This window comes from Erysipelatoclostridium sp. DFI.2.3 (assembly GCF_019132535.1).
Classification (GTDB): domain Bacteria; phylum Bacillota_I; class Bacilli_A; order Erysipelotrichales; family Erysipelotrichaceae; genus Clostridium_AQ; species Clostridium_AQ innocuum.
Map to the genome: position 1 here is coordinate 1 of NZ_JAHOOJ010000021.1, position 17,013 is coordinate 17,013.

Consider the following 17,013-nt stretch of genomic DNA (forward strand, 5'->3'; position numbering starts at 1 on the left):
TACTTACTTCTACCTATTTGAAACCCTTTCTAACGCTATATTTATGCTCTGTATAGACTTTTGTAGAAGAAAGTTCCACATTTTTTATTCGCCTTTTGAAAGTGGAATTTAACTTTTCACTTCAGCACAGCAGACTGGTATAAAAACCATAGGGAGCTGCTGCATACGAAAATGGTTGCACGCTATATTGGAGCCGGTCCCTACTATGCAGTTGCACAGGAAGGTGGTTTGAAGATCGCAGAAGCTGCATCTATTGCAGCTCTTGCTTATGAGCAGGAGGAATTTATGCATACCGGAACCACACAGATACAAAAGGATGCTCTATTATTTTTGATTGCTCCAGACGGTGTACAGGAAAAGCGAATGCTGGAGCTGATACGCTGGTGTCGGTTATATAGCGATTATGTAATACTAATCGCAAATCATTCTCATCCATTGAAAGATTCCAAAGCACTACTGTGCCACTTTCAAGATGATCCGTATTGCAGCGTCATGGAGTATATGGTCCCCTTTCAAATGCTTGCTCACCTGCTTGCGGAAGATAGAGGTCTGAGTGTTGTTCATGCGGCAAATGATGGTGCATCTGCTTATTTGAAGACGCACACAGAGGAGGTATGATTCATGAAATACATCATAGCGACCCATGGATATCTTGCGGATGGCTATGTCAGTTCCATACAGGTGTTAACAAAAAAGAACAATATTTACGCTGTTAATGCCTATGTTGATGACAGGGATGCTGCGCTGCAATTAAAAACAATCATTGAATCCTTTGAGAATCAGGAGGAAATTATCATTTTCACAGATCTCATGTGTGGAAGCATGACGCAGGCGGTAGCTCCTTATCTGGACAGATATAATGTACGTTGCATTACAGGAATCAATTTACCGCTGATTCTGGAGTTCGTACTAACGACAAGCACCATTGATGACGCTTATATAGAACACACTATTCAGGAAGCGCAGAAACAGATGGTGTTTGTCAATCACCTACTAAAGCAAACACAATAAAGCGAAGGACTTATTCAAGCTGTATAAAATGCTATAATTTTGTGAAAGCATATTAACGTAAAAAACGTTAGTCGTGAATAAAGCAATTATAGCAAGCTGTGGATAAGTCTTTTTATCATGTATGCTAAAATAAATGAAAAGTAAAACCTTTTTTCAAATCAAATCGTTAAGTAAGTGAGGAGGCGGCATATGAGAGAACAGCAGATCCTGCATAAAATAAAAAAAGGCGATCAGCAGACATTAAATAACTTCATACAAGACCTCTATCCATACGTCTATTCCTTCACATATCGCAAAATGCAGGGAGACGACAGTGCAAAGGATATTACACAGGAAGTGTTTGTGCGCTTCATCCGTCAGCTTCCCATGTATCATGCGCAGGGCAAGACGCTGCATTACCTATACCGGATTGCCAGTAACCTGTGTCATGACTATCACCGAAAAATGCAGCGTGATCTGCACACGGATATTGACAGGCAGGAAAACTTAATTTCTGCGGACAGTGATGTACATGAAGTCATTCTCGATCAGATACGAAATGAAGAGCTTATGTATTACATAGGGGAGCTGTCTGATTCTCAACAGGATGTAATTCTATTGAAATACTACCATCAGATGACATTTAAGGAAATAGCGCAGAGCTTCTCAATTCCCGTATCCACAGTGAAAACAAGACACACGGCGGCATTAAAGCGGCTTTGTGCATTATGGAAAGAAGGAGGTTATCATGAAACAGAAACTCATACAGGTAGATGAGGCAGCGATGGAACAAACGATTCTTCTCTGTCAAAAAGAGCAGGAACAATACATACAAAAAAACTGCACCTCTTTGCTACAGCTGATTCTTCGCTATATGTGGCTAGATTTTCGCTTCTATATGATCCTATCTATTATCGGACTATTGATTTCGATACTGCTGATAACGCTGGATGCAGTCAATGCTCAGATTTACACTGCTATTTACTTTTTCATACTGGGTATTTCTGCACTTTATGAATATTATAAATGCAGCCACTACAGGATGCTGGATATCATCAGTCCTGTTTACCTGAATCCCTGTCGCGCCTTCCTGATTCGTACAGCCGGTATCGCCTTAAACGGGCTCGTGATGTCTTTTATATTACTGGTGATATTCATCCTTAAAGAATCCTGGATTCCTGCTGATTTTATCATGACCGGTATCGTTCCGCTGTATGCCATGCAAATTATTTTTACACATTTAATACACAGAATCAAAGGCTATATATCCGCACTTGCCGCATACTCCATGTTTTATTGTATATATCTTTTTATATACAGTCAGTATATCCGGTACATGATATCCAATCCTCAGGCGGTGCTGGTTATACTTATCGTTTCTTGTTTAACGCTTTTCAATATGCGGCAGTTGAATAAAGGGATGTCGGATACAGAAAGGAGGCAGCAAAAATGGAGCTGGTTATAGAACATATCAATAAATCATTCAAAAAGAATCAGGTGCTGTATGATGTAAATTTAACGATTGAAAAGGGTGTACATGGCCTACTTGGTGCAAACGGAAGCGGCAAAACAACGCTGATGAGAATTCTGTGCGGACTGCTTCCAAAGGATGGCGGCAGCATCAGCTATGACGAAATAGACGCTTTAAAACAGTATGATGTCTATGCGTCAAAAATCGGCTATATGCCACAGCATTTTGGTTTTTATCCGCACTATACCGTCTATGAATTCCTGGAATATATGAGTATACTGAAAAATCAGTCAAAGCAATACAGCAGAAAAAGAATTGACGAGCTGCTGCATATTTTGCATCTGGAGGATAAGCGGAAAACAAAAATGAAACAGTTATCCGGCGGTATGCTGCGTAGAGTGGGAATCGCACAGGCACTACTAAATAAACCGGAGATTCTCATACTGGACGAGCCGACTGCCGGGCTGGATCCAAAGGAACGCATTATCTTCCGCAATCTGATTGCATCCCTCTCACAGGAATGCATCGTTCTGCTTTCCACGCATATCGTAAGCGATATCGAAACCATCGCAGACGATATCATCGTTATGAAGGAAGGAAAAATCATTCTTCATGATACACCAAAAGAGCTACTTCATACTATGAAGGAAAAGGTATGGCAGGTAACACTTCCGAAAAAGGAGGCACTCTCCCTTATGGCTTCCCATATTATCGTAAAGAGTCATAATGTCGATAATGACATCGAACTGCGTATTGTGGCTGATGATTGTCCACATACCCTGGCTCATAATATAACGCCTGATCTGGATGATCTTTATTTATATTATTTTAAAGAAGGTGATTTCCTATGAGACGATTGATTCAATCTGAATTTAAAAAGATTTTCAAAAGCAAAATCAACATCGTATTGCTGCTTATCCTGTTTATCTTCAATGGCTACCGCACCTATCAGGTTTACCATCAGCCACTGCAGTACCGCACTGATATCGTCATGAAGGATGAAAACGGAATAGAAAGAACAGGACTTGCATATTGGAGGCTTGCCGATCAGATTCAGCATTCCTATGCGGGAACCCTCAGTGAAAAGACCATACAGCAGATGGATAAAGACTTCCGCGCCATTATGAACAAGTATACAGAAACAACGCTGGATGAAGAAAAAATGAAAGCTGTATATGGCGATAATTATGAAACCTTACTGAAAGACGCACGCAGCGGTAAGTATACCGGTAAGGAAGTCAATGAATTATTTGAAAACTATATGCAGATCAGTGGAGGTATTTCCTATGAGGAAATCGAAGGAAGCGACAAAGTAAAGGTACATGTTGAAGATTATTTAAAACATGACGGTGTGCGCCAGCTGTATAGTAATATCTATGATTATTATATTGAGGATAAAAAGGATGTTGCCGATTATGAAAACTTCTCTTCTGACGCCCAGAGAAAGTGGCTTCATCCGGATCAGTTAAGTAAGGAACAGCTTAATATTGAGATTGCCGGCTTTGAGTATCCGGACAGCATATACGATGCCACGATGGAGAATTTCATAAACCGCTATAAATCAGCCTCTCATGAGATTGACAGCAATATTCCAAATACACTGTTCGTTGAAGCTTTGTATAATCTGGAATTCGCTTCGCTGCTTATTCTTGTTATCATTCTGGCAAATACCTTCGCCATGGAGAAGCATTATAAGACCTATCAGATTATGATTCCCACAGCTGCCGGAAACAAAAAGATAACTGCGGCAAAGCTGTGTGCAGGTATATTGCTTGCGCTTGGAATCGTACTCATACAATTTCTTATCGTATATATCATGTCCTGTATGTTCCTTCCACTGCGTGGTCTGAATCTGACTTATTATTCCCAGTCGCAGGCATCATTGAATATCACAGCCTATGTATTTACTTATCGAACGCTGATTGTGAATGCTATGCTGCTGATCAGTATCGCATCAATGGCAACCGCCTTTATCACTATGCTTTTTTCCTATATCATAAAGAATCGTTTTGCGACAGTGATTCCACTGCTTCTGGTGACGCTGATCAGCGGATTTACAGGCTTTTTCAATCAGCTTTAGCCAGGCATGGTGATTGATCAGTTCTTTCCTTCCCAGATGGTACATTTCACACAATTTTTCAAAGTCGCATTGAATCCTCATCTGGGTGAAATGCTGCCGTATTTCAGTATTCGCGGTTATTCGCTGGCCTGGAAGAATGTTATTATGCTGTTCTGGATAGTTTCGATTGTCATCATATCCCTGTGTATGCTTCAGCATTCCCGCAGGCATGTGAAGAACTGCAGCTGATAAGCAATATCAATTCAAATCAATAATATCCTTTAAAGCAGGTTACAATCTGATAACAGTGATATAAGCATTACATAAAAATCATATGGCAATCTCTTAGCAAATGATTCATTTAGTGACAGTCTATGGCGTTTTATATGATAATCCAGATGATCCACAGGCACTGCTGCTTCAGGAAAGTATACAGAAAGAGGGTCTTTCCAGCGTTGTAGAACGCATTACCGGCTTTCCAAAAACACATGAACTACATCATGCCATCCTGCAGCATTATGAAAGCTTAAAAAGAAATTGATACGGCTGGCGAAATAGCACTGTGACAGAAAGGCTTATCGCCCAGCAATATGAAACAAGCAAGAGAAGATTGGAAAGTATTCCACTTGTAATTGTATTCGCTTAATCCATGAGGCATAAGATTACCAGCGACAAGTGATTTTATGCTTTTTATTTACGTAGGAATCGCTATGTATGCTTATATACTCTATTCGAAATAAGCCTGATACATGTAAGAGTATAAGTTCAACACATTACAACGAAACATCATAAAAAACCTCATTCCTGCTTTACTTTCTTAGAATGAGGTTCAACGTTTTCCTTTTTAAACCTGATAATACTCCAGCAGATAGGTCTCCGCTTCTTCACACCATACATTATGATTTCTCTCACATATATCTGCCAGTGTTTTAAACAACGGATTTTCAGACTGCCTGCTGCGGAAATTTTCAATCGCAGTCAGTGGCAGATCGATATGCGGATAAATCAGTTTTTTCCCTCCCGGTATATTTGGCAGATTCAGAATTGTTTCCGGTGCAGCCTGCAACCCACCGATATGTGTAATCATATAGCTTGGATTCAGTCTGTTTTCTGCAGACAGCGTAAGGCATTCCAGCATATCCTGCGTTGATCCGCCAGAGGTTCCCACAATATGCGTTCCTTCATAATGCACATTGTAGAAATTAAACGGTACTGCAAATTGTTTATCGGTTGGTCCTGCAAAGAAGTTCAGACATCCATCATTTCCCAATACTGCGTCAGCCTGCTTCAGAAGTGCTGGTACTGCGGCAAATACAAACACATCATCAAAGCCGGTGCCCCTGCTAAGCTTTCGCAGCTCACTTACTGCATCTATATCCTTTGTATTGATATAAATCAATGTTTTCCCCTGTTTCTTTGCCGCTTCTTCCGGTATCAGTGTACGTGCACGTTCCAGACGCTGCTCATCGATATCAGTCACTACAATCAGCTTTGATGAAACCGGCCCATTCACTGCATAATCAATCGCTCCGATTCCCATCGGTCCGGCACAGCCCATAAGCGCCAGCTTTCCCTGTTCCTTTACGCCCATGAAATGCTCATATACATACTGTTTTGTATGATAGGTCGCATGGTATGCTCCGATAATGCAGGACATTGGTTCACTGAGGGATGCATTCGCAAAGTAATTTCCTTGGTAAGGGAGTACACACCCCAGATCAATGGCGATTTTCGGAATAATGCAGTAGGTGGCATTCCCTCCGAAATATTCATAGCTGTAGCCTGCGGAATAACCGCTTGGAAGCCCCATCGCAGGCTGCAGTACAAACTTTTCACCCGGCTGAAATCTGTCTTTCAGATGGTTTCCTACTTCCATGATTATGCCTGTAAACTCATGACCGGTAATCGGCGGACGCTCGCTGATATTATCCGGTACACGCTTGTGATCCTCCCCCAGAAGCGCTGCCTTGTACGTAGACAGACAGATACTGTTTGATATATTCTTCACCAGCAGTTCATCATCCCCGATTGGCGGTAATTCCAGTTCCCTAACTTGTATGGTATTCTTTCCGCATAGTACGGCAGCTTTTGCTAACATGATATCCTTCCCTTCTCTAGTTTTCTGTATTGCTGATTTCTTCGAAAAGCGCATCCAGATTCGGATCATTCATGAAATTCTGAATGGTGATAATACGGCGATTAGGAAATTTCAAGCGTGCTCGATCCAGCAGACTGATGTGCGTTACGATAACATCTGCCTCATCCGGCACCTTTTCAATAGCATAATTACGTACTGTTTTTTCAACTCCTATTTTCTGAAGACGCTTCTTGAACGCTGTAGCCCCTAACGCACTGCTTCCAAGTCCGGCATCACATGCAAATGCGATATATGCAATATCCTTTAAGGCCTCTGCTTCTGTCTGTAATGAAGATGCAAGGAGATCCTTTCCTTCCTGCTTCATAGCCTTGGATTTCTCAATGCTCTTCTCCAGCTTTTCATCACCGTTATCCTTGCTTGTCTTTAAAATAAGGGAAGCAAGCAGGAAGCTGATCACGGTAGCTGTTACTACACCTGCCAGAATACCGATGAAATTTCCTCTTGGAGTCAGAGCCAGATATGCAAATATAGAACCCGGGCTCGGTCCGGCAACCAGACCTGCTCCGAAAAATTCAAACACCATGATACCGCATGCGGAACCGATAATCATCGGAAAGATCATCAGCGGCTTCATGAGCACATATGGGAAATAAATTTCATGAATACCGCCTAAGAAATGAATAATGATCGCGCCTGGTGCTGTTTTCTTACTGTTTCCCTTACCGAAGAAAGAGAAGGCAAGCAGAAGACCAAGCCCGGCACCGGGATTACTGGCAACCATAAAGAAGATGGATTTCCCTGCTTCCGCAGCCTGCTGCATTCCCAAAGGATAATAGACGCCCTGATCAATAACATTGTTCAGGAACAGTACCTTTGCAGGCTCATTTACTACAGATAACAGCGGCAGGAATCCTGTTTTCACAAGTGATGTAATCATACTGGTGATCATTTCATTCGCAAACTCAATAACAGGTCCGATTGCTGCGTAAGAGCAAAGACTCAGAATCATTGCGATAATACCAAGGGAGAAGTTGTTGACAACCATCTCAAATCCGGCAGGAATTTTTCCGTCAATCAGCCGGTCAAACTGTTTTACACACCATGCACTCAGCGGTCCCATAATCATTGCGCCAAGAAACATATTTACTTCAGAACCAACAATCAGTCCAAAGGTTCCTACACATCCAGCAATCGCCCCACGTTCGCCGTGTACCAGTTTTCCCCCGGAATAGGCAAGCATCATTGGCAGCATATACTTTACCATTGGCGCTACCAGTTCATTGAAGCCTTCGTTCGGTATCCATCCTGTAGGGATGAACAGAGCCGTTATAAATCCCCATGCGATAAAGGCACCCATATTCGGGATGACCATAGCGGTCAGAAATCCACCGAATGCCTGCAGCTTCGCTCGATTCATTTTATTTCCTCCTTACAAAATCTCATATCCTGTGACAGTCTGAGAGTCAGATCCGCCTGCATGGAATGCTGTAGGACCCGCGAAACATTTCTGCCGTCACTGCGTTCGTAAAACGCAATCGCTTCGCTGCGGGAAAGTCCTCCCTGTATCTTCCGCTCAATCAGACGCTGTTTCAGCATGTCCTCTTCGGCTTGAATGAAGATACTGTAATCACAGAACTGTTTCAGCTCCTTCCAGCCTTCCTCCTGTAACAGAAGCCAGTTTCCTTCGAGAAGCAGTATATCCTTGGATATCTGTATCTGATCCTCGACAACATCATGCAGATTTCGATCATAAACCGGCCAAGTTATATCCTGATCTCTGATGATACGTAAAGCCTCTGTCAGTTTTTTTATATCAAAGGTTTCCGGACAACCTTTAACATCACGTAATGGGATCCTGATTCCATCCTTCAGCATGGTATGGGAATCAAGGTAGCGCTGCGGATAATGAAACCCGTCTAATCCGATATCCTGTATTTCACAAAGCTGTTCATCAACTCTGGACAGATGGGCGAGTACACTAGCCAGTGTGGATTTCCCTACAGCCGGCGGTGCAGCGAGAAAGACCAGAAGCCGTCGTTTTTTCTCTTTCTGAAATTCACTCAGCTTACGAAGCAGCGGAAGGAATATCATTTCCATATCCTCCTGCTCATAATCTGCTGAAATCGTAAATCCGTTGATTACAAGCGGAAAGGTGACTCTGCTCATGCAAGCACTCTCCTGATATCCTCTACACATTCCGCATGCAGAAGGCCATTCATTTTATCCTCATCCATAAATACGTCAACCATATCACTGAGCAGCTGCATATGTGCATCATTGTCATTGGCGGATAAAGCAATAATCAGATGTACGATATTGTCCTGAGGAAATGCGACACCATCCTTCAGCTTCAGAATGGATATATCCGTTTTCAAAGCACCGTCTTCCACGCGGGAATGCGGCATCGCCACATCCGGCATTATAACGATATACGGTCCATTCACCTCAACGTTGTGAATCATAGCATCAATATATGATGCTCGAATACTTCCATTCTCCAGAAGCGGTGCAGCCGCCATGCGAATGGCGTCCTTCCAGTCCTCTGCTCTTTCTGCAGTCTGCACATGTTTTCCCAGTAAATCAGTAATCATAAATGGTACCTCCGGTAACGTCCTGTTTCTTTACACCCATATGGTATCATGCAAAACAAAAGAAATACATTTGTATTCGGTTTCATTTTATTGTGAAGAAAAGTATCCCCACCACTTTCTTTCACATAAATGTGAAAAAATCTGTCGTACGAAAAATATCTATATCTGTTATAATGTGCATGAAGGTGATAGTATGCTGTCAGATAAAGATATAGAATTGCTTTCTCTTTTATATAATAAGGAAGCCCCCATGAGTATTAAGGATTTGTCGGATTACTTTTCAGTCAGCGAACGCAGTATCCGCTATTATGTGAATAATCTAAACTATGAGCTAAAGGAGCATGGAATTTCAATTATAAAAAAAATCTGTACACTGCAGGACCGTTCCTATGTTGAAGGCTTTTTACAGGAAAAGCGCCCACAGCTGTACAGTGGAGATACCAAAAAGAAATTCATGCTGTACACTCTGTGCTTTGAGGGTAGTATCAACCTGAGTGCCGTATCAAGAAATCTTGATATCTCACGCTCCAGTGCCAAAAGCTATATGGATGATATTCGTACAACTCTTACAAAGTATCACCTGGAGCTGTTACAGGAGCATAAAAAAGGACTGGTGCTCACCGGTTCTGAAGAAAACATACGCAAGCTTTTACTGCAGCTGCTTATGGAATATGAAAAGCTGCCGGAAACACAGCAGAAAATTCTGATTGAGATTCTTTATCACTGGCGTACTGATCTTGCGGAGGAACAAATTCATAATTTTTTACATGTTATACAGAAAGAGCTTGGTTTTGTTTTATCTGACCATAGTTATTCTATCATGTTTTATTCCTGCCTGATTATTTTAGCCAGAACAGCAGCACAGCAGACTCTGTTATCCTGTGATAATGAGTATTTCCTCATTACATGCCCGGAGTATAAGGTGATTGAAGCAAATAAGGAACTGCTTAAGCAAGACCTGAATCGTTATGAAGCAATGCAGCTGTCTTCCCTGTTAATTGGTTCAAATTATGCACAAAACAGTAATCTTCGGGAAAATGAATGGTTTGAACACGATTTGCTTGTATCTAAAATCATCAATCTGTACAGCAAATATTATCAGTTAAACCTAAATCAGGATCGTACTCTCTATGAAAGTCTTTTGACGCATCTTCGCCCGACTATGTATCGCCTGTTGAACCATATTCCTGTATCAGATATGGATTACCGCCTGATTCAACAACAGTTTCCCAAGGAATATGAGGTGATGAAGCAGGTGCTTACAGAGTTGAATTTCTTTACAGGTGAGCATCAGGATCAGGATGAAACCGCTCTTTTGACATTGCATTTCAAGGCAGCAATTAACCGGTGCGAAAAAAACAATAGTAAGAAAAAGAATATTCTGATAATCTGTTCGCACGGATATGGAACCAGCAGACTTCTGGAACAGCAGCTGTCAGATACCTATGAGGTGAATGTTCTCGATTGTATTCCCTACCATTATTTAAAACAGTATGAGCTGCTGCATCAGGTGGACATGATTGTCACAACAATCAATACTCTGAAATATTGTAACGACCTTCCGATTCTTCATGTGCATCCTGTCTTAAGCAGTGAGGATATTCAACTGCTGGATGAGCAACTGCTTGTAAAGCGAAAAAAGCGGGCTCGTATGACCGCTATTCTGGAGGCTGTGAAAAAATCCTGCACAATCCATGATTATGCGGAGTTGAAGAAAAACCTGAGCGAGGCATTGCAGGATTTATTGATACGGGATGATGGCCGTGACCAAACACTCCTTGATATCCTGCCGGCAGAGAATATCCTTCTGAATTATCCTGCTGAAAACTGGAGAGATGCGATACGTACAGCAGGTGGTCTGCTCGTAGTAAACGGTTATGTGGATCAGCGTTATCAGGAACAAATGCTGTATTCTTTTGAAAATTATGGGTCCTATATGATAATTGATGATGGAATTGCTATTCCCCACGCGAAGAATGAAGGAACGGTCAGAAAAACAGGCATGACCTTGTTAATTTTAAAAAAACCGGTAGAATTTATTAATGGAAAAAAGCTTCAGGTCTTCTTTTCCTTCTGTTCTAAAGATAATATCGAACATCTGGATGCTTTGGTCGCAGTAGCCAACTTGATCAAGGAAACGGATTTTCGACAATGTATAAAGAGATTTCATAATTCTCTTGAGATAGTACAATTTATAAAGACACATACACAAGAAAGTATTTAGAATAATGAAAAGATGCTTACAGGTATCTTGCAATTCATTAACGCTATGAATTGCATATTTCTGTATTGCATCTTTTTTACTATTATTCTTTTTCTGTAGTAGTTCCTTTTGTATGATAGGTCGATTCTCCGCGTTTGATTCGATCACATGGGCACACGTTGTGCACCCTATAAGTTCTCTGCGTTCGATTTTATAAGGCGAGCGTACCAGTAGAAGGAATCCTTTGGTATACATTTACCAGTGCCATTTCCCTCGTTATCGATATCCACGTAAATAAGCCCATACCGCTTTTCCATTTCACAGCTGTTTCCGCTGACGATATCAAATGGTGACCACATGGTATATGCGAAGATATCTGTACCCTCTTCCATTACATCCTTTAACTCCTGAATATGGCGTTTCTGATAATCAATCCGGTATTCGTCATGTATGCAGCCATCACTTCCCAATGCCTCTTCCACCCCCACACCGTTCTCTGCAATCATCATCGGTACGCCGTAACGATCCCAATACTGTGCCATCGTATTGTACAATCCAACCGGATCGATCGTCCAGCCCCACTCCGTCGCCTTTGTGTACGGATTGGCGCACCGATTTCCATTTTCATCAACACAGTGACTATAATAATATGCGACTGCCAGGAAATCCATGGTATACGAACGGATCAGCTCCTCGTCACCATCCTCCATCTGAATCGTGATACCATGCTTCTTAAACCACGTTTTCGCATATCCCGGGTATTCTCCACGCAGCTGTACATCCGCAAAGAAGAAATCCTTCATCCGGTTTTTCTCAATCGCTATCTTTACATTCTGCGGATCACAGGTCTTTGCATACGTCAGCTGATCTGCCAGCATCATACCGACTTTTAACGCAGGATCAAGTTCTCTTGCAGCCTTGACGATTCCCGCACTTGCCACAAACTCATGATGCACCGCCTGATATTTTTCGGCAGTGAAATCCTCATACTCATCCATAACCATTCCCAATGAGCTGAAGGACTCCCCAAAAATCAGGTTGATCTGATTGATTACGATCCAGTATGTAACCTTGTCCTTATATCTTTTCAAACAGGTTTGTGCGAAACGCTCATACAGATCAATCGTCCTTCTGCCATACCATCCCTGATAATGTGTTACCACCTTTAACGGCATATCGTAATGTGTCAGTGTGACGATCGGCTCGATGCCCTGTCTGTGCAATTCATCAAACACCTCATCATAAAACCGAAGTCCCGCTTCATTGGGATATTCATCATCCGCATTCGGAAAAATCCGTGCCCAGCTGATACTCATTCGAAATGCCTTAAAGCCACACTCCTTCATCCAACCTATGTATTCTTTATATCGGTGATAGAAATCCACCGCCTTATGCTTTGGATAATATTGCTGCTGCTTTTCTGCCTGCACATCTGCAATACGCTGCTTCAAAAGCTCTCTGGTATAATTGGTATTGCCGCCGCCTGCAGCTTTTTTATAACAAATCTGGATATCCGCAACATTCAACCCTTTTCCATCCTCCAGATAGGCTCCCTCCATCTGAACAGCAGCACTTGCGCCACCCCATAGAAAACCTTCAGGAAACACACTCATCAGCTTTCCTCCTTTTTTACAAACATAGCCGCAAAGCTGCGAAAGGTATCGATTAGAGAACTGCACAATTCAATTTCACTGTTGATTGTCATCAGTGTGTCCTGCGCATGATTGAACAGCATGCAGTATTCATACTGCACACCCCGTGCTTCGGCCTGAATAATTTCTGTCTGTGCCGCATGAGCCTGTGTTATCTCTTTTTTGGCTTCCTTCAGGCAGGCATCCGCCTTCTCAAACTGCAATGCTTGTACATATTTTAATGCCTCTTTGGTATGCAGACGGGCATCTCCGGCATGCGTCAGAATCCCCATTGCACTCAGTATCAGCTCATTGTTTTCATCAGTCATTTGCTTCCATCTCCATTTCTTCCTTCACCATTTTATTCTCATGTGCCTTAAAGAACGGCCACCAGATCAGCCATGACAGCAGGAACATGCCTACAACCAGAATCACGGCACGGAAATCACCATGTGTTGCCAGAAAGGAACAAATCGGCATCGGCAGCTGGTTCACATTCATGACAGCATGCGGAATCGTGACAAGACCGCTGGAGAACGCAAACCATGCAATCGTTGGCAGAACCAGTGCATTGATCCACATCGGTATCATTAAAATCGGATTCAAGGCAATCGGTGCCCCATATACCAGAGGCTCATTGATATTGAACAGCGACGGTATCATAGCAATCTGTCCGAACTTCCTGATTCTCTTACTGCGGGATTTGAGCATCATGATATTCAAAGCCAGTGTCATTCCCATACCTCCGATAAAGATTACCGAAAAGGTTACATTTGATGTATAGATATTTGTCGGCTGCAGCCCCTGTTCAAATGCAGCTGCATTTGCGGTGATTCCTGCAAGACCGATAGGACTGGTGATTGGATTCATAAACCAGCTGTTGATACCAAATGAATAGAAGAATACCGGTATAAAGATACAGAGCATAAAGCCCGGATAGGTCTGACCGATACTGATCAGTGGTGAGAACAGCTTGGTAATGAGCTCAAATAGGTCAATATTGCACCAGTAAATAAGGATGGTAGTAAGCACAAGCACGATAATTCCCGGAATAACCTGATTCAGCCAGCGAATCAAAAAATCCGGAAGAGATACGGAATCCTCAAACAGATGCAGCTTGAAATACAGATTACTGATTACAATGGTCACAATACCCGCAAAGAATGCAGAAATCATACCGGAGCCTCCGAATCTTCCAAACGCTACCTGAAACTGAAAGTCCGCAATAGACGGTTTAATCACCATAAAGAACATCATTAAAGCGATTAAGCCGGTTGACACACCATAATCCTTAAACCCATATTCCTTTGCGCCGTGATAGCCAACCAGAAAAACAAGTGTCAGCGACATAATGCCAAAGCTGAAATTATAGACCGGAGAAAGATCCGGAAGAAAGGAGACATAACCCGCAAGCAGATTATATATGGAGATGATACTCCCCAGCAGCAGAATCGGCACATTGGCCATCAATGCCCCGGAAAGTGTACGTATTATTTTTTTATCCATGGCCTTTGCGACCTTTGGTGCAAAGCTGGAGCCCAGCCAGTTAATAAATGTATTCATAGCTCTATCCCTTTTCCTTTAACGTTTCCATACATAAAGCAAGCAGTCCTTTTCCATCCAGTCCTGCATACATATCCTTCGGTATCATCAGAACCGGAACTGCATACGGACCACACATCGCCTTTAATTCATCAAACGCATAGGATAAATGCGGCCCGATGAGCAGAATATCCGTCTTCGGAAGATCATCCGCTATATTGTTCTGACTCTTTGCTTCCACCTTGGCCATGATCCCCTGTTTTTTTGCTGCACCGCGCATCTGCTGTGCCAGAAAGCCGCTGGACATCCCTGCTCCGCAGCATAATAATATATTCAGTTTTTCCATCTTTTCTACCTCCTGTTGGTACTGGAACTGTTCCACGCCTATATTATCTCCGGTATAAAGAAAATGCTCAACTTGTAATCTTTCCTTGCAGGGGTGAAAGTTTTTATATTTTCATCCCTGTAGTGAAAAAGATTCGTTTTGCTTTGTTTACTTCTTGCATTATAATAACAGTAAAGAGAGAGGTATGCGTATGAAAAAGAAACATGAGGAGCTTGTCCATATAATAAGACAGCAGAAACAGCCGATTTCTTCCACACAGCTTGCCAGACTGCTTAATGTTACTCCGCGATCGGTAAAAAACTACGTTGCCGCCATACAGGAGGAATTTCCTGATCTGATTGCGGCAGGTCCCAGAGGATACCGTATTGATACAGATACGCATGTGAAAGCAGAAAGTGATATTCCGCAGACATACCAGGAGCGCAGCTCTTATATCATCCGGCAGTTTTTCATTGACCACGCGCAGGAAATCGATCTGTATGATCTTTGCGATGAACTATATTTGAGCTATTCATCCATAAAAGGGTTGCTGAATCGCATGAACAAAGAGTATCAGGATACCGGAATCACCTTTCGATGCCGTAATGATATGATATATGCGGACGGGGAGGAAAGACATAAACGAAAATTTCTGACAGACATCATTTATCAGGAGTCTAGTGAACGCTTTGTGGATTTACAGACATTGAAGGATATATTCCCGAATTTGAATGTGCAGCAGATTCATGATATCCTGCATGAGACATTCAAGAAGCACAGCTGCTATATCAATGACTTCGGATATACAAATCTGACACTGCATCTTGCCATACTGCTTGACCGTATGCAAAGCGGCAATACGATTGAGCATTCACAAAAGGAGCAGCCTGAGCTTTCAGAAATTACGGTGTCTGTGATAGACGAATTAGAAAAAAGCTTTCATGTTGCCTTACTGGATCCAGAACGCTGTGATATTCACAACCTTGTCACCACCAGCATCAACCTCTGCCATGCGGAAAGCCGACAGGAGCTGATTACCGTTGTTGGACAGGATATCTATGAAATCACACAGACCGTTATATCCTCTGTCAACCGGCAGTATGGTTTACAGCTCGATAAGGATACGCTGCTGTATCCGCTTGCTCTGCATTTCAAGAATTTATTTGCCCGCTGTAAGAGAAACACCTCATTGCGCAACCCGCTGCTGGAAAGCATTCAGGCCTCCTGCCCGATGCTGTTCGACTGCGCAATCTATGTCGCAAATTATCTGGAGGCTTCCTGTAATCTCCACATCACTGCAGATGAAACCGCTTATCTTGCTATGCACATCGGTGCCGATATCGAACGGCAGAGCAGCGACAGCGGAAAGCTGAAATGCGTACTGCTGTGTCCGGATTATCAAAATAGCAGGCAGGAAATCTATAATTATCTTCTCATTCATTTTGATTCTGAAATCTGTATCAGTGCTGCATGCTCCTATGAAGCACAGCTGCCGGATACAGCCATCGACCTGTTGTTTACCACAATTCCCGTACAAAAAGAGTATCCGCATATGCTGATGATTCCTCCATTGAAAAAAGCAATGGATCTTAAGCAGATATTCGAAAAAATACAGGAGGTTATGGATCAGAAAAAGCTGCATATCCTCTCTGAGAGCTTTTCTGACTTTTTTCATGAATCGCTTTTCTATCTGCATACAGATGCCGGTTTGAAAAAAGAACAGATAATCCGTATCCTCCACGATAAGCTCTATGCACAGGGCTATACCTTTCCATCCTTTTATGAGGATGTAATCAAGCGGGAGGAGGCCGCTTCCACAGCCTTTGGATGCATCGCCGTTCCTCATTCCATGAAAATGGACGCCAGAAGGACCGGCATAGCTCTCGCCCTGTCGAAGCAGGGTATCACTTGGGACAAGCAGATTGTTCATGTTGTCCTGTTGATCGCCATACACGAACAGGAGTCACATTTATTCAGAAAGCTGTATGAAGCCCTGATTCTGCTGTTCTCTCAGAAGCATGTACCCGATCAGATCAAGGAATGTATAAGCTTTCAGGAGTTTAGGCAGCTGTTGCTTACTCTGACAGATTAACAGCTCCTACA

General features: G+C 42.5%; 18 protein-coding genes. 10 read left to right on the forward strand and 8 right to left on the reverse strand.

The features are described from left to right. Nucleotides 1-171 precede the first annotated feature (171 nt). The 8 genes from KSZ58_RS17470 (at nucleotide 172) to KSZ58_RS17505 (ending at nucleotide 5,061) form a co-directional block, all read left to right on the forward strand. Nucleotides 172-618, forward strand: a complete 447-nt coding sequence (locus KSZ58_RS17470; RefSeq protein ID WP_009270001.1) for an SIS domain-containing protein — start codon at nucleotides 172-174, stop codon at nucleotides 616-618. A 3-nt stretch (nucleotides 619-621) separates the two neighbouring features. Then, a complete protein-coding gene (locus KSZ58_RS17475; RefSeq protein ID WP_008816253.1) occupies nucleotides 622-1,011 on the forward strand; it encodes a PTS sugar transporter subunit IIA in 390 nt (129 codons plus the stop codon). Nucleotides 1,012-1,200: 189 nt separating this feature from the next. Further along, nucleotides 1,201-1,767 (forward strand): RNA polymerase sigma factor, encoded by a 567-nt coding sequence (locus KSZ58_RS17480; protein WP_002606474.1) that lies wholly within the window; start codon nucleotides 1,201-1,203, stop codon nucleotides 1,765-1,767. Continuing rightward, nucleotides 1,739-2,455, forward strand: coding sequence for a hypothetical protein (locus KSZ58_RS17485; RefSeq protein WP_009270002.1), 717 nt, complete (start codon nucleotides 1,739-1,741; stop codon nucleotides 2,453-2,455). The genes KSZ58_RS17480 and KSZ58_RS17485 overlap by 29 nt, the downstream gene beginning before the upstream one ends. After that, nucleotides 2,440-3,312 (forward strand): ABC transporter ATP-binding protein, encoded by an 873-nt coding sequence (locus tag KSZ58_RS17490; RefSeq protein ID WP_009270003.1) that lies wholly within the window; start codon nucleotides 2,440-2,442, stop codon nucleotides 3,310-3,312. The genes KSZ58_RS17485 and KSZ58_RS17490 overlap by 16 nt, the downstream gene beginning before the upstream one ends. After that, the gene (locus KSZ58_RS17495) at nucleotides 3,309-4,541 is read left to right on the forward strand and encodes an ABC transporter permease (protein ID WP_009270004.1); all 1,233 of its coding nucleotides are present in this window, start codon (nucleotides 3,309-3,311) and stop codon (nucleotides 4,539-4,541) included. Before KSZ58_RS17490 ends, KSZ58_RS17495 begins: the two co-directional genes overlap by 4 nt. A 6-nt stretch (nucleotides 4,542-4,547) precedes the next feature. Beyond that, a complete protein-coding gene (locus tag KSZ58_RS17500; RefSeq protein ID WP_054343666.1) occupies nucleotides 4,548-4,769 on the forward strand; it encodes a hypothetical protein in 222 nt (73 codons plus the stop codon). Nucleotides 4,770-4,872: 103 nt separating this feature from the next. After that, nucleotides 4,873-5,061 carry a hypothetical protein gene (locus tag KSZ58_RS17505; protein WP_009270006.1) on the forward strand — a complete coding sequence of 63 codons (189 nt, stop codon included), beginning with the start codon at nucleotides 4,873-4,875 and terminating at the stop codon, nucleotides 5,059-5,061. A 303-nt stretch (nucleotides 5,062-5,364) separates the two neighbouring features. On the opposite strand, the gene KSZ58_RS17510 is transcribed toward KSZ58_RS17505, so the two are convergent. The 4 genes from KSZ58_RS17510 to KSZ58_RS17525 are packed head-to-tail and all read right to left on the reverse strand — an operon-like array spanning nucleotide 5,365 to nucleotide 9,209. Next, nucleotides 5,365-6,618 carry a zinc-binding dehydrogenase gene (locus KSZ58_RS17510; protein ID WP_008816233.1) on the reverse strand — a complete coding sequence of 418 codons (1,254 nt, stop codon included), beginning with the start codon at nucleotides 6,616-6,618 and terminating at the stop codon, nucleotides 5,365-5,367. 16 nt (nucleotides 6,619-6,634) lie between these two features. Further along, nucleotides 6,635-8,035, reverse strand: coding sequence for a PTS mannitol transporter subunit IICB (locus KSZ58_RS17515; protein ID WP_009588398.1), 1,401 nt, complete (start codon nucleotides 8,033-8,035; stop codon nucleotides 6,635-6,637). Next, on the reverse strand, nucleotides 8,032-8,784 hold the full coding sequence (locus tag KSZ58_RS17520; protein ID WP_009270007.1) for a nucleoside/nucleotide kinase family protein: 753 nt from the start codon (nucleotides 8,782-8,784) through the stop codon (nucleotides 8,032-8,034). Before KSZ58_RS17520 ends, KSZ58_RS17515 begins: the two co-directional genes overlap by 4 nt. Then, complete coding sequence (locus tag KSZ58_RS17525) at nucleotides 8,781-9,209, reverse strand: PTS sugar transporter subunit IIA (RefSeq protein ID WP_008816230.1); 429 nt, start codon at nucleotides 9,207-9,209, stop codon at nucleotides 8,781-8,783. The genes KSZ58_RS17520 and KSZ58_RS17525 overlap by 4 nt, the downstream gene beginning before the upstream one ends. A gap of 250 nt (nucleotides 9,210-9,459) precedes the next feature. On the opposite strand from KSZ58_RS17525, the gene KSZ58_RS17530 reads away from it, so the two are divergent. Then, a complete protein-coding gene (locus KSZ58_RS17530; protein ID WP_233104432.1) occupies nucleotides 9,460-11,433 on the forward strand; it encodes a BglG family transcription antiterminator in 1,974 nt (657 codons plus the stop codon). Between the two features lie 167 nt (nucleotides 11,434-11,600). On the opposite strand, the gene KSZ58_RS17535 is transcribed toward KSZ58_RS17530, so the two are convergent. The 4 genes from KSZ58_RS17535 to KSZ58_RS17550 are packed head-to-tail and all read right to left on the reverse strand — an operon-like array spanning nucleotide 11,601 to nucleotide 14,931. Continuing rightward, nucleotides 11,601-13,025: a glycoside hydrolase family 1 protein gene (locus KSZ58_RS17535; RefSeq protein ID WP_009270009.1), complete on the reverse strand. Its 1,425-nt coding sequence runs from the start codon at nucleotides 13,023-13,025 to the stop codon at nucleotides 11,601-11,603. After that, on the reverse strand, nucleotides 13,025-13,372 hold the full coding sequence (locus tag KSZ58_RS17540; protein WP_008816226.1) for a PTS lactose/cellobiose transporter subunit IIA: 348 nt from the start codon (nucleotides 13,370-13,372) through the stop codon (nucleotides 13,025-13,027). The genes KSZ58_RS17535 and KSZ58_RS17540 overlap by 1 nt, the downstream gene beginning before the upstream one ends. After that, a complete protein-coding gene (locus KSZ58_RS17545) occupies nucleotides 13,365-14,606 on the reverse strand; it encodes a PTS sugar transporter subunit IIC (RefSeq protein ID WP_008816225.1) in 1,242 nt (413 codons plus the stop codon). The genes KSZ58_RS17540 and KSZ58_RS17545 overlap by 8 nt, the downstream gene beginning before the upstream one ends. A 4-nt stretch (nucleotides 14,607-14,610) precedes the next feature. After that, nucleotides 14,611-14,931, reverse strand: a complete 321-nt coding sequence (locus tag KSZ58_RS17550; RefSeq protein WP_008816224.1) for a PTS sugar transporter subunit IIB — start codon at nucleotides 14,929-14,931, stop codon at nucleotides 14,611-14,613. Between the two features lie 190 nt (nucleotides 14,932-15,121). Between KSZ58_RS17550 and KSZ58_RS17555 the strand changes: the two genes are divergently transcribed. Beyond that, on the forward strand, nucleotides 15,122-17,002 hold the full coding sequence (locus KSZ58_RS17555; protein ID WP_008816223.1) for a transcription antiterminator: 1,881 nt from the start codon (nucleotides 15,122-15,124) through the stop codon (nucleotides 17,000-17,002). Nucleotides 17,003-17,013 lie beyond the last annotated feature (11 nt).

Bases quoted from the DNA above. Each gene is read 5' to 3' on its own strand.
- KSZ58_RS17535 (WP_009270009.1), bottom strand. From the start codon at position 13,025: ATGAGTGTGTTTCCTGAAGGTTTTCTATGGGGTGGCGCAAGTGCTGCT.
- KSZ58_RS17530 (WP_233104432.1), top strand. From the start codon at position 9,460: ATGAGTATTAAGGATTTGTCGGATTACTTTTCAGTCAGCGAACGCAGT.
- KSZ58_RS17495 (WP_009270004.1), top strand. From the start codon at position 3,309: ATGAGACGATTGATTCAATCTGAATTTAAAAAGATTTTCAAAAGCAAA.
- KSZ58_RS17500 (WP_054343666.1), top strand. From the start codon at position 4,548: ATGGTGATTGATCAGTTCTTTCCTTCCCAGATGGTACATTTCACACAA.
- KSZ58_RS17505 (WP_009270006.1), top strand. From the start codon at position 4,873: ATGATTCATTTAGTGACAGTCTATGGCGTTTTATATGATAATCCAGAT.
- KSZ58_RS17485 (WP_009270002.1), top strand. From the start codon at position 1,739: ATGAAACAGAAACTCATACAGGTAGATGAGGCAGCGATGGAACAAACG.
- KSZ58_RS17475 (WP_008816253.1), top strand. From the start codon at position 622: ATGAAATACATCATAGCGACCCATGGATATCTTGCGGATGGCTATGTC.
- KSZ58_RS17525 (WP_008816230.1), bottom strand. From the start codon at position 9,209: ATGATTACTGATTTACTGGGAAAACATGTGCAGACTGCAGAAAGAGCA.
- KSZ58_RS17470 (WP_009270001.1), top strand. From the start codon at position 172: ATGGTTGCACGCTATATTGGAGCCGGTCCCTACTATGCAGTTGCACAG.
- KSZ58_RS17515 (WP_009588398.1), bottom strand. From the start codon at position 8,035: ATGAATCGAGCGAAGCTGCAGGCATTCGGTGGATTTCTGACCGCTATG.
- KSZ58_RS17480 (WP_002606474.1), top strand. From the start codon at position 1,201: ATGAGAGAACAGCAGATCCTGCATAAAATAAAAAAAGGCGATCAGCAG.
- KSZ58_RS17490 (WP_009270003.1), top strand. From the start codon at position 2,440: ATGGAGCTGGTTATAGAACATATCAATAAATCATTCAAAAAGAATCAG.
- KSZ58_RS17555 (WP_008816223.1), top strand. From the start codon at position 15,122: ATGAAAAAGAAACATGAGGAGCTTGTCCATATAATAAGACAGCAGAAA.
- KSZ58_RS17545 (WP_008816225.1), bottom strand. From the start codon at position 14,606: ATGAATACATTTATTAACTGGCTGGGCTCCAGCTTTGCACCAAAGGTC.
- KSZ58_RS17520 (WP_009270007.1), bottom strand. From the start codon at position 8,784: ATGAGCAGAGTCACCTTTCCGCTTGTAATCAACGGATTTACGATTTCA.
- KSZ58_RS17550 (WP_008816224.1), bottom strand. From the start codon at position 14,931: ATGGAAAAACTGAATATATTATTATGCTGCGGAGCAGGGATGTCCAGC.
- KSZ58_RS17540 (WP_008816226.1), bottom strand. From the start codon at position 13,372: ATGACTGATGAAAACAATGAGCTGATACTGAGTGCAATGGGGATTCTG.
- KSZ58_RS17510 (WP_008816233.1), bottom strand. From the start codon at position 6,618: ATGTTAGCAAAAGCTGCCGTACTATGCGGAAAGAATACCATACAAGTT.